At 62.8% G+C, this 12519-nt stretch carries 13 protein-coding genes; 1 reads left to right on the forward strand and 12 read right to left on the reverse strand.

Features of this window, described 5'->3' with window-relative positions; all coding sequences use genetic code 11:
• Positions 1-26: 26 nt before the first annotated feature.
• The 3 genes from NUW12_06735 to NUW12_06745 all read right to left on the reverse strand — a co-directional run bounded on the left by NUW12_06735 (position 27) and on the right by NUW12_06745 (position 3561).
• Positions 27-1460 (reverse strand): VanW family protein, encoded by a 1434-nt coding sequence (locus NUW12_06735; GenBank protein MCR4402465.1) that lies wholly within the window; start codon positions 1458-1460, stop codon positions 27-29.
• A 59-nt stretch (positions 1461-1519) separates the two neighbouring features.
• Positions 1520-2086 (reverse strand): tetratricopeptide repeat protein, encoded by a 567-nt coding sequence (locus NUW12_06740; protein ID MCR4402466.1) that lies wholly within the window; start codon positions 2084-2086, stop codon positions 1520-1522.
• Positions 2087-2457: 371 nt separating this feature from the next.
• Complete coding sequence (locus tag NUW12_06745; GenBank protein MCR4402467.1) at positions 2458-3561, reverse strand: hypothetical protein; 1104 nt, start codon at positions 3559-3561, stop codon at positions 2458-2460.
• A 498-nt stretch (positions 3562-4059) separates the two neighbouring features.
• On the opposite strand from NUW12_06745, the gene yyaC reads away from it, so the two are divergent.
• On the forward strand, positions 4060-4695 hold the full coding sequence (gene yyaC / locus NUW12_06750) for a spore protease YyaC (GenBank protein MCR4402468.1): 636 nt from the start codon (positions 4060-4062) through the stop codon (positions 4693-4695).
• A gap of 21 nt (positions 4696-4716) precedes the next feature.
• On the opposite strand, the gene NUW12_06755 is transcribed toward yyaC, so the two are convergent.
• From NUW12_06755 to rsmG, 9 genes are all read right to left on the reverse strand, one after another.
• Positions 4717-4962, reverse strand: coding sequence for a YkuS family protein (locus tag NUW12_06755; protein ID MCR4402469.1), 246 nt, complete (start codon positions 4960-4962; stop codon positions 4717-4719).
• A 58-nt stretch (positions 4963-5020) separates the two neighbouring features.
• Positions 5021-5692, reverse strand: a complete 672-nt coding sequence (locus NUW12_06760) for a phosphoribosyltransferase (GenBank protein MCR4402470.1) — start codon at positions 5690-5692, stop codon at positions 5021-5023.
• A complete protein-coding gene (locus NUW12_06765) occupies positions 5689-6132 on the reverse strand; it encodes a polymer-forming cytoskeletal protein (protein MCR4402471.1) in 444 nt (147 codons plus the stop codon). Before NUW12_06765 ends, NUW12_06760 begins: the two co-directional genes overlap by 4 nt.
• Before the next feature lie 204 nt (positions 6133-6336).
• Positions 6337-7347: a M23 family metallopeptidase gene (locus NUW12_06770; GenBank protein MCR4402472.1), complete on the reverse strand. Its 1011-nt coding sequence runs from the start codon at positions 7345-7347 to the stop codon at positions 6337-6339.
• A gap of 419 nt (positions 7348-7766) precedes the next feature.
• Entirely contained in the window at positions 7767-8279 is a 513-nt protein-coding gene (locus NUW12_06775; protein ID MCR4402473.1) for a DUF4446 family protein, read from the reverse strand.
• A 719-nt stretch (positions 8280-8998) separates the two neighbouring features.
• Positions 8999-9799, reverse strand: coding sequence for a ParB/RepB/Spo0J family partition protein (locus NUW12_06780; GenBank protein ID MCR4402474.1), 801 nt, complete (start codon positions 9797-9799; stop codon positions 8999-9001).
• Positions 9800-9839: 40 nt separating this feature from the next.
• Positions 9840-10601 (reverse strand): AAA family ATPase, encoded by a 762-nt coding sequence (locus NUW12_06785; GenBank protein ID MCR4402475.1) that lies wholly within the window; start codon positions 10599-10601, stop codon positions 9840-9842.
• Positions 10602-10723: 122 nt separating this feature from the next.
• Positions 10724-11632: a nucleoid occlusion protein gene (gene noc / locus NUW12_06790; protein ID MCR4402476.1), complete on the reverse strand. Its 909-nt coding sequence runs from the start codon at positions 11630-11632 to the stop codon at positions 10724-10726.
• Positions 11633-11744: 112 nt separating this feature from the next.
• Positions 11745-12479 (reverse strand): 16S rRNA (guanine(527)-N(7))-methyltransferase RsmG, encoded by a 735-nt coding sequence (gene rsmG / locus NUW12_06795; GenBank protein ID MCR4402477.1) that lies wholly within the window; start codon positions 12477-12479, stop codon positions 11745-11747.
• Positions 12480-12519: the final 40 nt, after the last annotated feature.

Raw genomic sequence — 12519 nt, forward strand, 5'->3', positions numbered from 1 at the left:
CCGAGCGTGCCCAGGCCCATGCGGGTTCAGTGATTCGGTTCCCGGCCGATGGCGGAGGCCTTCAGATCCGGTGCCCTGGGAGCCCCCGAACCGACCAGAACGCGTCTGGCCCTTGGTCTGTATCGATCGCGGGAAAGAAGCTCCTTGGCCTTCTCGACTCCGCCTATCCTGATGATTCGGTACACACTTACTACGTAACCCCAAGATCCCTCATCATCCACGATCTCATCGCCCGCCGCGAGCGCCGGATCCTCCTTCCTGACGACGCTCGGCGGGAGCTTCTCCTCGATGTCCGTTCGAATGAGGACCTCCCTATCCGGAGGGGCGTCCCCGTAAATCTTCACAGTGACGGAGTCCCTCCCCACGTGGGACATCACCATTACGTGGCCCGGGGCGTCGTTCCTGAACCGGAAGTCGATGTAGTCGTATGCGACGGTGGCGTCCCGCCCGACCGGCACGTACGCCGGGGCGACCGAGTGGTTCGCGCGCGCCACGACCTCCAATCCAGCGAGGAGAACCGCGTTATACAGAGTGGATGATACCTGGCAGATGCCTCCGCCAACTCCTGGAACCAGCTCGTCTTCGATCACCACCGGAGCCTCGAGGTATCCTGTGTCCTTGCTGCGCGGACCCACGGCCGCGTTGAACGAGAACACCTCGCCCGGGGCCACCAGCACCCCGTTGATCGCTTGAGCCGCAGAGCGGATGTTGTGCGTTCTCGCTTCGTCGTCCGGAGCGAAGCGTGTGGTGTACGCGCCAATGCACCTCTTGATTCTCATCGCCTCAAGTTGCTCGGTGGTGACTTGGGGGGCAACTGGTTCCACGATCAGACGCACTTGTCGCCCCTCTCTCTGGAGGAGCGCATCTCTTATCGCGGCACCTAGCCTGCTCGTGTCCAACCGCCGTCCGACAACAGAGGGTTTGATCCGGACAGTGTCGTCGGGTGCTATGGAGAAGCCCGCATTCTCGGCGGGGACATCGATCTCCGCTGCAAGCTCGAACAGAATGTCCCTGAAGAGGTATTCGTCCACCGTTGTCACCAGCGGGATCTTGCGACCGGACGCAGCGACGGTCCGTCTCTCCCGCCATCTCGCCAGCCAAGAGCCGGTTCGTCCTATGGCCATGGCGCGGTCGACCGTGGCAGGAATGTCCACCTCCACACCAATGTCGGAGGGATTCAGTTGCCACGATTGGTCCTCCCAGACAAGGGTGATCGGCAGCGTCACTACGTCGGAGACAAAGCGGGTCAGTGCGCGCGTTGCTTCCTCGCGCGTGAGGCCGCCCAATGGGATATCGGCGACACTTACTCCTTTGGCGATCGGGGAGGCCGCCAAGTCGCGCGCATAGGCCAGGCTTGTTCCGGTAAGCAACGTAACCACCACAAGGGCCACGGCCGCTGACACGGGAACCGCGGCGGTGTTGGCCGCCCTGAGCCCTCTGATTGTCAACCCCGTCTGCACGGTCACATCATCCCCGCTTCAGGCCGGGCCGGGCCGGACCCTCGGCCCGGCAAGACGCGTCATTTCTTGAAGATGAAAAGGTAGGCGAAGATGAGGCCCCCCGCGATCAGAAGCCAGAGGTGCCTCCCGAATCGGGCCGTCTCGCCCTGCAAGGCCGAGCGACGCAGCTGAAGCCTGCTCGCCTGCTTGAAATGGATGACTGCCCGATCGATCTTCCCCATTTGCCTGTACGCCACCGCAAGATTGTGGTGGGCGGTGGCGTACTCGGGGTCCACCGACAACGCCATCTTATAGAATTCCACGGCTTTGTCAAGCATGCCGCTCTCCTTGTATGTGTTCCCCAGGTTGCTCATGGCGGCAGCGCACCGCGGATCCGTGGCGAGAGCCCTCTCAAACAGTTTCCTAGCTTCGTCCAACTTGCCCTGGCGGGCAAGGACGACCCCTAACTTGTTCTGGGCCTCTGCATTTCTGGGGTCCGCCGCTACCGCAGCCTCGAACTCCGCCAGCGCCTCGTCCAATCTTCCACTATTCAGGAGTTCGCAACCTCTCCTCACCAGCTCCATGGCGTCTACCTGGCTGGAGGAACCATGCCCCTGACTTGCAGCTCCATCGGATGCCCGGTCCACCTCTGCGGCCGCGCGCGGTAGGCGCGCGCCACCCCGCGTTCTTACGGCGCGCAGCGGTCCATCAGCGCCTGCGGCGCGCGTCTCACCAGCGGGGCCCCGGGTTGCCTGACTATCAGTGGAAGCGCTGGTCTCGTGGCCTTGTCGTAACGTTGGACGCGGACGCGTTCTTCTCCGCACAGACCGTACCTCCTCCGCTACACTGCCGCTCGCCTGCCGCGACAAAAGCTGTGCATCCTCCACGCCCATTATAGATCAGAGTGAGCCGGCTGTCTTGCGGGAGGCCGCCTCGGCGGACGAGGCGGTGGATCAAGCCATGGCGTGCATTCGCAACAATGACTTGAAACTTTGGGCACGTCCGGCTCGGAAGAGGCTCATGTCAAAATTGTTATAGTAAGACGCTCTCTGACATACGCCGCGGCTAGACCGAGGACCAGCGGGAGCCCGAGGTAGCCAAACGCAGGGTACACCCGGCCGACCAGACGTGCAAAGCCGATCCGGGCGACTAGGGCTGCAGCGAGCGTAACGACGGCGGCCAACGTCTGCTGAGATACGCGAAGCCTCTTCGCCAATCTGCGCGACATCGCGAAGCCCCCTGCCGCCGCTGTGGTGATCATGGCCACCCACAGCACTGCCGAGTACGCGAGCCGGAATGCCGCTCCGAGCCGTGAGGCGGCAAGCAACATGGGAACCTCGGTCCTCCAGACCTCTTCGCCATGGAGCATTAGTGTAACGTGGATGGCGGCCAGGAAGATCAGGAGCACAGCCCCTCCTAGTGCCGCGCCTCGTCGGGCGGTTCTCGTGTCCTCCAGCTCCTCTCCCATTGAGGCAAAGGCCGCAAAGGCAAGCAGAAGATTATACGACACGTACACGACGCTCGAGACCGGCCATGCTGGGAGGAGGAGATTGCCTGAGGCCCTTTCCGCGGCACGGACATACGGGGGTGGAAGGACGCCGCAACCGGCCCTGATGAGAGAGATGGCGGCGACCGTCACGGGCACACCCAGCAGCAGCGGAGCCAGCAGCGCGTTGATGGAGAGCAGTCCCGCCGCCCCTCTAGTGGACGCAATCAAGGTAACGGCGGCAGTGATAGCCATTCCGAGCTCAGCGGCCAGCCCTGCCTGCTCCCTGAACAACGCTCCGCTTCCTGAAAGCATGATGCACAACGAACAAAACATGAACACTGTAAGAAGCCAGTCGAGCGCTCTAACTAGCGCCCTCCCGGCGACGAGAGCGAGCAGCTCCTCGGGTGATGAGGTCCCGTGTCTCGAGGCGAGGTCGGCGAGGAGCACGCCGAAGACAATGAAAAGAAGGCCGGCCAGCAGGACTCCGAGGTTGCCCTTTGAAGAGAATCCAACGAAGAAATGAAGGTGTTCCTGCCCCGATGCGAAGCCGGCCCCGACCACCGTCCCGAGGTAAGTGGCGGCTAGCTTGATGTCCATGTGGCCGCCGCCGCGTCGTTCTGCGCCTCCGCGCACTCGTCCACCTCCCCTATGTCCCTGAGACGCCTGACGAGCGCGGCACAAGGCGGCGCTCGCAACACAGTCCTGTTTGACGCGGCTCTTTCGAGCCCGCTTCCGATGATGCGCAGGGAGAGCGCCCGCACGGTAATCCATATTCAAGACGAGGGCTTTTGCAGCACTCACGCATGGTGAGCCTACCTAGGGCCTGCGCCACGGGAGTACCGCCGCTGCCCAGCCTCGTGAGGCAGTCTCCAAGCGGAGGCAGCGCTGGCGGGCCACGGTCGAGAAGGGACCGCGAGCCCTGCCTCTCGGAACCGCCCTCGGCCGATCACCGGCAAGCTCTCCTATCCTCAGGAGGCGAGGCGGAGCCACCGGGCGCCGACGAACGGGAATACGCGCGGTGCGGCGATCATATACTGCAAGTGACGTTTCGTCCTTGAGCAACGTTCCCGTCTTCGGGTTCTTGCGCTTGTTGGGGACGACTGCGGGCGACTGCAAGAGGAGGGCGCTCCTTTGACGTTCTTGGGCAGCAGCCGCGACTCTGTGTGTCGGGCTCACGTGGATGACCCGGACGCGACGGCGATCTTAGCCGGTTCGCTTCGGTCCATGATCTCGCGGGACCTACCGGACGCACCTCGCAGGCCGCTTGTGTTCTTCTGCATTGGGACGGACCGATCAACGGGTGACTCGCTGGGGCCTCTGACAGGCAGCCGCCTCATCAGCCTGGGCATTGATGGCTGTCGCGTGTGGGGCACGCTCGATAACCCGGTTCACGCGGCCAATTTGCAGACGGCTATCGACCGCGTACTATCCATGTTCAGGAACCCGTACATCGTAGCGGTTGACGCGTGCCTGGGCAGACTGGAGAACGTGGGGACGATCACCGCGAGCCGGGGCCCGCTGCGGCCGGGCACCGGCGTAAGCAAGAACCTTCCTCAGGTCGGGCACGCGCACGTCACCGGCATCGTGAATGTGGGAGGCTACATGGAGTACATGGTCCTCCAGAACACCAGGCTATGCCTGGTGATGCGAATGGCCGACATCATAGGGACTGCACTTGCGTCGGCCGCGCGGGACTTCATGGATGCGTGGGTGGGCAGCGAGACCAGTCAGCGGGTCGCGGCTGCCAGGTGGGATCAGCGCACCTGAGGTCGCGGACGGTCCGGCCGATCATATTAGTTCAAGGCGCTGCTCGAGTGCCCTCAGGACTTCGTCCGGGCGCTTTCCGGTGACGTCTAGCACCGGCGCTTCGGTATCGATCGCTGAAACGCCTGAGTGGTTTACGTCCATGCCGCTGACGAGCACCGCGTCAGCGATGTCGAGTCCTTCCTCGAGGCTCACCACCTGGTAGCCTTCCTCTTCAAGCATCTCTCGGTAGTCCGGCAGAGCGTCGGAGACTGCTATGATCCCTTTCATTTCAAGCTCACCTCGGGCCATATCATCCCTCGCTCTGTTTCGGAGTATTCTCTGTCTCTCAGGGAGACTCTTCAGGGGGCGTTTTCGGAGCGTTTCGGAAGCGCCGGACCCGCGCCAGCAGCGCCTGCACCTCCTCGTCCGACACTTGTGTGAAGTCCTCATAGAACTGTCCCACGGCGAAGAAGAGCGCTGGTGTGCTCAGCACGACGACTTCGTCCGCCTCTGCCTCGAGCGTCGGAACGGTCTCGGGAGGTGCAACCGGCACCGCGGCCACGAGTCGCATCGGCTCCTGGGTCTTCGCACCGCGGAGCGCGGCGAGCATCGTGTAGCCCGTGGCAACGCCGTCGTCCACGATGATGACCGTCCTGCCCTTGATGCTCGGCACCGGCTCAGAACCGCGGTACAAACGAGACCTGCGCTCGATCTCCGCCCTTTCCTTGGCAACCGCCTCACGCATATAGTCACGCGTAACGGAAAGACTGCGGATTAGGTCGTCGTTGAGAAGGACTCCGTGATCGGACACTGCACCGATGGCGAGCTCTGGGTCGCTTGGCGCCGGGATCTTCCGAGGTATGACGATGTCCAGGTCCGCAGAGAGTGCAAGGGCTATCTCCGCGCCCACGGGGACGCCCCCTCTGGGCAAAGCCAACACGAGCGCATCAGTTCCCGCGTATCGTTCGAGCTTCTTGGCAAGCAAGCGACCTGCTTGGGCGCGGTCTTTGAAGGTCATGCTGGGCCGTCCCCTGATGCTCCGTCTTCGCCTTCCGGGAGCGCGGGCGGAGCGGTTTTCCCAGGCAGCAGCCTGCCTCGCGCCGGCGCTTCAGTCATTTCGCACGCGCCCTTGAAGATTGCCCCGTCCTCTATCGCGAGAACCGCCGTCTTTACGTCTCCGTACAGCTTGCCCGTGGGAAGGAGCTCCAGCCTGCCCTCTGAGTGAATGTTCCCCTGGACTTCTCCCGCAACGGTCACATTGCGCGCGTGAATCGACGCAACGAGTCGACCGGGCTCGCCGACGATAACGTCTCCGTCAGCGTCAATCTCGCCGTCAACGGTGCCTTCGATACGAATCGTGCCTTCCGCCTGGATCCGACCGCTGATTCGGGTGTCCTTTCCGATGATGGTGTCCACCTTCTTCGGCTGCTGCGGCTCGCCAGTTCGCTTGCCGAACATGCGGGTTTCCTCCCCTCTGAGATCGTGAAGTCCGGTCGTGGGGTCTGGCAGCGCACTTTGACGCGGGAACCCGGGATGATGCCGGTATGGCAGGGTAGGTTTACTCAGCTGGCGTGGAGTTGGTTTGGGCACCTTGCGCTCGCACGACATGCCCTCTGCGGGGAGTCCCCGCGGAGGCGCGTGCTGGCCGTCGGTGACACTCCCTCACATGTAGTTCCGGGGGTTCACAGGCTTGCCGGACAGTCGCACCTCATAGTGAACGTGCGGACCCGTGCTCGTCCCAGAGCTGCCAACGTATGCTATGGTCTGCCCGCGCTTCACCCGCTGTCCCGCCCGGACCACGTTGCGCGAGTTGTGAGCGTATACCGTCTGGAGCCCGTAACCGTGGTCTATGATCACCATTCTGCCATACCCCGCCTGCGTGCCGCTGAAGCGGACGGTCCCGTTGGCGGTCGCCCGGATCGGTGTTCCCGTGGGCGCGGCAATGTCGATCCCCTCATGGCCTTGGATGCGGCCGGTGATCGGATGGCGTCGCCTCCCGAAGCTCGAAGTCACCCGCCCTCTCGTCGGCCAACCACTAGGCGTGTGGTCCAGCTTGCTCCTGTACGACTCTGCGGAGCGCCGCAGTGACGAGAAGCTGGTGGACATGGTGTCTACGGCGCGAACGAGTTCGTCGAGACGCGACTCTGTCTGGGTGACGAGGGCTTCATCCTCCGCCACAGGCTCATCTGTGCCGGGTGCGCCGCGCTCCGCCCCGGGCAGCGCGCCACGCTCATAGTCTCCACGACTCGCCAGAGACACGGGAGCGGTTGATACTTTCTTGCCCTTAATGATACCCATTATTTCCTTGCTTAGGGCATCTAGGCGGGAAAGTTCTTCTTCGAGTTCGGCCGTCCTCTTCGCGAAACCTTCGAGCTGTTTCTTGTTGGCGGCGTTAATGCGCTCGAGTTCCGCGTTCTTCTTCGCCAACTCCTCGATATGAGCGTCCTTGACGACCTGTTGATGGTAGAACCTGGCCACCGTCGCGGTCATGCCGAAGTAGGACAGCACCAGGAAGGACACGACAGCTACCGCCACGCCCGCTCCAGCGTAAACAAGGAGCAGCGGGACGCTAATGCTCCGGATGCTGCCGTCTGTAGTAGGTATCGCCATGATCGTGAGCGCGCTTCGGCGGCGTCTCGCAAACTTGCGCCTGAGCAGCCTGCGCCACATCATGGTTCGCCCCTTCCGAAGGATAGTCTCGCCGGTCGCTCTGCCGCCGGATACTAGGTTGGCGCCCTCTTCGGCGACCCGAAACGGAGGCTGGTCAACTGGGAAGCATGTGATCTACTGCCGGAATTACGAGCTAGCAGGGAGCGGTCACCAGAACTCACAGAGCGACCCAGAAGGCAGGTTGAAACTTCGACGTCGCTGCCAGATTTCCTGCTTTGTCAGCTGACATGCGCCGGGTTTTTTGCGCGCCCTCCGCACAGCTAAGTGTGCTCCCCCGAGCGCTCCGATATGCACCGCCGAGGGCTGAGCGGCCCGGACGACGCGCGCGCCGCGGGAGCCGGAACCGCAGATGGGCACCGCCCAAACCTCTGCATCCGCGGCACGATACGTCTGCACGGTCAGGGCCCTCCGGGGCATTTGCGTTAGCGCGGGCGACGAAGGGCCTGATCAACCGCTTCTTGCTCCTCCGCTGTCAACGCGTAACGGGAAGAGCCTCGCTCGACAGGCTTCGCGTACACGCGCGACTCGTCCCGTCCGTAGAGACTGCTCACGACCACGCCGTCTCCAGACCCGTCGAGGAGAGCGAGAGCGAAGCTCTGGTCTCCCCCGGTGTCCTGAAAGGCATTGAACCTCACGACCCCGAGCCCCTGCACGTGGCGTCTCGCGTCAACGTGCATATCCTCCACGAACTCTTTGAGGCCCTTGAGTTCCTCTTCGAGTTCACCAATACGCCTCACACAGTCCTCGATCAGTCCCTCCAGACTCTCCCCTGTCGCCCCTCGAACGAGCGCGTTGTATCTTCGGAGAAGTCTCCCTAGCCTCCAGTCGAGAACTGCCAGCAGCACCGTCCCTGCCGCCAAGAGAACGACAAGGCACAGCGCAACCGTTTCCAAGTGAGCGCCGACTGTGTCCTGAAGTCGAGTGATGATGTCCACGCATTCTCCTCCTCCCAACCCGGGTTTCTACATTCGACAGGAAGAGAGGCTTTCCTTCTCCACGCTGGGAAGAGGCGCAACTCGATAGGCGGCGGCGCGCCGCTGCCGGCCAAGGCTTTATTTCCCGGGAAATAGCCAAATACCACGGCGGCGGCCCGCCGCGTTCGGCCGGGGGCTCTCTTCGGGATCGCCCGGCGCGCCGAGGAAGGCTGCCTCCCGGCGCCTTCCGTAACCGCACTCGGCCCTTGACCGCGGCTCCGTGCGGCCCGGCAGAGCGCCCTTCCACGCCGGCCTGGAGCTGTTTCGCCGGTTCATTGCGCTGCGTCCGGCAAGGGTGAAAGCTCGGGATGGGATACTCGGAACGAGGTGTCTAGAGTGTTCCACGTGGAACATTCTCTCTGTGGGCCCGTGCCCCACCCAGTAGCCCAGGCGCGCCGCGCGTCGCTCCGGCCGCGGTGGGGACACCGGAAGCGCAATGGCGGGAACATGTGTTCCCCATTTCCCATCACGGCCCCGTCGCCCCCTGTCGCTATCCGGAGGGGGACGAAAGCCGGGAGACGACGATGCTCTGGGCTCTCGTCCGTGCCCCGTCCCTACGAAGAGACACCAGGGCTCATAAAAGAACCAGGCGCCCCTCTCAGTCGGGCACGCCTGGCTGTCAGCCAGCTTCGTTTGCCGGAACCCCCCGGCCTTCGGAGCGCGCCATACGCTCTTCCATCTCAAAGCACAAGGGCGAGGATCCTCTCTAGGTCGTCGTCGTTGTAGTACTCTATCTCGATTTTCCCCTTCTTCCTCCCTGGAATGATCCTCACCTGAGTCCCGAACACACGCCTCAGCCGCTCCTCCAGCGAGGCGATCTCGGGGTCCTTGGGCTTATCCTGTTTCGCTTCCTTCGCCGCGACCTGGCCAGAGGCAAGCACGCGCCGAACGAGTTCCTCGGTGTCGCGCACGGACAGCTCCTTCTCTATCACGTGCCTGCACGCCTCCACTTGCAGCGCCGGATCCTGAATTGCCAGCAGCGCCCGGGCATGTCCCATCGATAATGTTCCACGTGAAACAGCCTCCTGCACTTCTGGCTGCAGATTCAGCAGCCGCAGAGTGTTGGCTATCGACGGTCTGCTCCGCCCCAACACCCTAGCCAGCTCTTCCTGGCTCATGGCGAACTCCGTCACCAGCCGTTGGTAGGACTCCGCTTCCTCCATGGGATTGAGGTCCTCACGCTGCAGGTTCTCGATGAGTGCGACTTGGATCATCTCGGCGTCCTCGAGGTCGCTCACAACCACCGGGACTTCAGAGAGTCCAGCCATCCGCGCCGCCAGCAGGCGCCTTTGCCCAACCACAAGTTCGTATCCTTCTCCCGCTGTCCTCACCACGAGCGGCTGCACGATCCCGTGAGCCTTGATGGACTCGGCCAGCTCTGCCAGCTTCGCGTCGTCGAATCGCTTCCTCGGCTGGTACGGGTTGGGCCGGATCTGATCGATGGGCAGCTCCTGAACCCTCTCAGCGTCCTCTGGACGCATATCTGGTATAAGCGCACTAAGCCCCTTGCCCAGCCCCTTCCTAGGCACTGGCCATCACTTCCTTCGCCAGTTGTCTGTATGCTTCGGCGCCCTTGGACCTGTCGTCGTACAAGATGATAGGCTTCCCGTAACTGGGCGCCTCGCTGAGGCGAATGTTCCTAGGAATTACCGTAGCGTACACTTTCTCCTTGAAGAACTGCCTCACTTCATCTATCACCTGCTGAGAAAGGTTCGTGCGTGGATCGTACATGGTCAGCACCACGCCCTCGATTCTCAATCCGGGATTCAGATGCTTCTGCACGAGCTGAATTGTGTTCAGCAGCTGGCTCAGTCCCTCGAGCGCATAATACTCGCACTGGATCGGCACTATGACCGAGTCCGCCGCGGTGAGAGCGTTGAGCGTCAGTAGACCGAGGGAGGGTGGGCAGTCGATTATTACGTAAGCGTATCTCTGGCGCACGCTGTCGAGGGCCCTGCGCAGTCTGACCTCCCGTGACATCGTCGACACGAGCTCGATCTCCGCCCCCGCCAGTTGAATGCTTGCCGGCACTACCTTGAGAGCAGGAATCGCGGTCTCGAGGATCAGGCTCTCCAACGGCTGATCATTGATGATAGCGTCATACACGCACCGCTTCGTGGACCCCTTGTCGACCCCAACGCCGCTGCTTGCGTTGCCCTGCGGGTCGACGTCCACGAGAAGCACAGGCATCCCTTGTACGGCGATGCAGGCGCTTAGATTCACCGCGGTCGTGCTCTTTCCGACGCCGCCCTTCTGGTTCACCACAGCCATTACCTTAGCCATCGTCACACGCCCCCGCAGACGTTATGCAGTGAGCACTCCCCTGACGGTCCAGGCTCTGTTCAATCAAGAAGCGCCCCCACCGTGCCCCGCTCGCCACCCTCTCGGACATGCAGGCCCTCCACTTACCCCTCAGCCACTCTCGGTCCTTCAGATCGGTCGCCGCTATCCCGCCCGTCCTGTAAAGATCTGGCGATCCTGATCCTCAGCTCGAGAACGTCCCCTTCGTCCCTCTCCTCGAAGCCGACCTTCACGCCCGTCGCCTTCAGTTGCCTCACCACGTCTTTCAGTGAGTTCAGGAACACCCTGATGTCCTTGAACGCGCGAACAGCCCCTGCTTCCTGTCCACGCACCTTGCGTCTCACGCGTTTCCGGCGGATCTCCTTCAGTCTCTCGTCTATGAGCGCCTCCGTCTGCCCCACCGTCAGCCCTTGAGCCTGTATCCGCCGCAGCACCATCAACTGCTCTTGCTCAGAAGGCAGTCTCAACAGCGCTCTCGCGTGCCGCTCGGACAGCATCTCTCGCCCCAGCGCGTCGAGGACCGCTCGAGGCAGCTTCAGCAGCCTGAGTTTGTTGGCGATGGTGGACTGGCTTTTCCCCAAACGCTTCGCAAGCTCCTGCTGAGTCAGCCCAAACTCACCGAGCAGCCTCTGATAGCCCGCCGCCTCCTCCAAGACGTTGAGGTCCTTGCGCTGAAGGTTCTCAACCAGCGACACCTCAGCGCTCTCGCCTGGCGACATGTCCCGCACTATGGCAGGCACGCTCTCGAGACCTGCCATCCGGCACGCCCGGAGGCGCCGCTCGCCCGCGATGACCTCGTACTGGTCCCCCACTTGCCGAAGGATCACCGGCTGAATTACGCCGTGCTCCCTTATGGAGTCAGCCAGCTCCCGAAGGCTTTCCTCGTCGAACGCCTCCCGCGGTTGATAAGGGTTGGACCTGATGAGGCTCAACGCTATGTCCTTGACGGTCTCCTTCGCGCCTGCTTCACCTTTCCGACGCAAGCCCATCAGGCGCGCAAGCTCATCCTTCATCGTCGAGCCGCCTCTCCTCCGAAAGCGTGCCATAGTACTTCGGCGCCGAAGACCCAGATCCTCCCCCACCCGGCGACCAAGAGACCCTATCCTGCCACCCTCACCTGCCCGCTCACAAGCCGCCAGGCCCCCTGATCGGCCTCTTGCCCGGAATGCCTGGTCGCCTCGGGTATCGCCCGGGGGTCCGCCGCTCCTTGTTTATGACCGAAAGCGTTCTTCCGCCGTACCCGCTCGGCAGCGCCACGGAGACTAGCCGCGCGACCCGTCCTCCCACGACCTCCACGGCGTCCATTGCCCCTGCTATCTCTTCACCAACGTCGGGCCCCTTCATGGCTACGAATACCCCTCCCACTTTCACCAGGGGGAGACACACCTCTACCAGGGCCGCCATGTCCGCTACACCTCTCGCTGTCGCTACATCGAACGCCTCCCGGTAGCCTGTCGTCTGCCCTACGCGCTCCGCGCGGTCCCACAACACCTCAACGTCCTCGATCTCCAGGACGCTTGCGAGCTTCCTCAGGAACTCCGCTTTCTTCCGAGACGCCTCAACCAGCGTAAGCCTGATCTCCGGACGCGCCACCTTCAGCACCACACCTGGAAACCCCGCTCCGCTTCCCACGTCAACCACGCTGCAGCCTCCCCAGAGGTCAACCGCCAAGAGACACGTGAGAGAGTCGAGAAAGTGCTTGATCGCCACCTCTTCCTCACCCTCTATCGACGTGAGATTCATCCTCCGGTTCCACTCGGCCAGCTCCCGGTAGTAGCGCTCGAAGAGTTCGATCGCCCTCGCGTCGAGCTCTATTCCCAGCTCTTCTGCTCCGCGTTTCAGTATGTCCGCCACGCCCACCGCTGTGCCCCCATCCGCCGACGCGTCGCCACATCTCTGC

This window comes from Bacillota bacterium (assembly GCA_024653485.1).
GTDB lineage: Bacteria > Bacillota > SHA-98 > UBA4971 > UBA4971 > UBA6256.

What these genes read in the sequence shown, in the direction of transcription:
- NUW12_06755 (MCR4402469.1), bottom strand. Translation starts at nt 4,962, where the DNA reads ATGAAAGGGATCATAGCAGTCTCCGACGCTCTGCCGGACTACCGAGAG.
- NUW12_06760 (MCR4402470.1), bottom strand. Translation starts at nt 5,692, where the DNA reads ATGACCTTCAAAGACCGCGCCCAAGCAGGTCGCTTGCTTGCCAAGAAG.
- NUW12_06765 (MCR4402471.1), bottom strand. Translation starts at nt 6,132, where the DNA reads ATGTTCGGCAAGCGAACTGGCGAGCCGCAGCAGCCGAAGAAGGTGGAC.
- NUW12_06770 (MCR4402472.1), bottom strand. Translation starts at nt 7,347, where the DNA reads ATGATGTGGCGCAGGCTGCTCAGGCGCAAGTTTGCGAGACGCCGCCGA.
- NUW12_06780 (MCR4402474.1), bottom strand. Translation starts at nt 9,799, where the DNA reads ATGCGTCCAGAGGACGCTGAGAGGGTTCAGGAGCTGCCCATCGATCAG.
- NUW12_06785 (MCR4402475.1), bottom strand. Translation starts at nt 10,601, where the DNA reads ATGGCTAAGGTAATGGCTGTGGTGAACCAGAAGGGCGGCGTCGGAAAG.
- noc (MCR4402476.1), bottom strand. Translation starts at nt 11,632, where the DNA reads ATGAAGGATGAGCTTGCGCGCCTGATGGGCTTGCGTCGGAAAGGTGAA.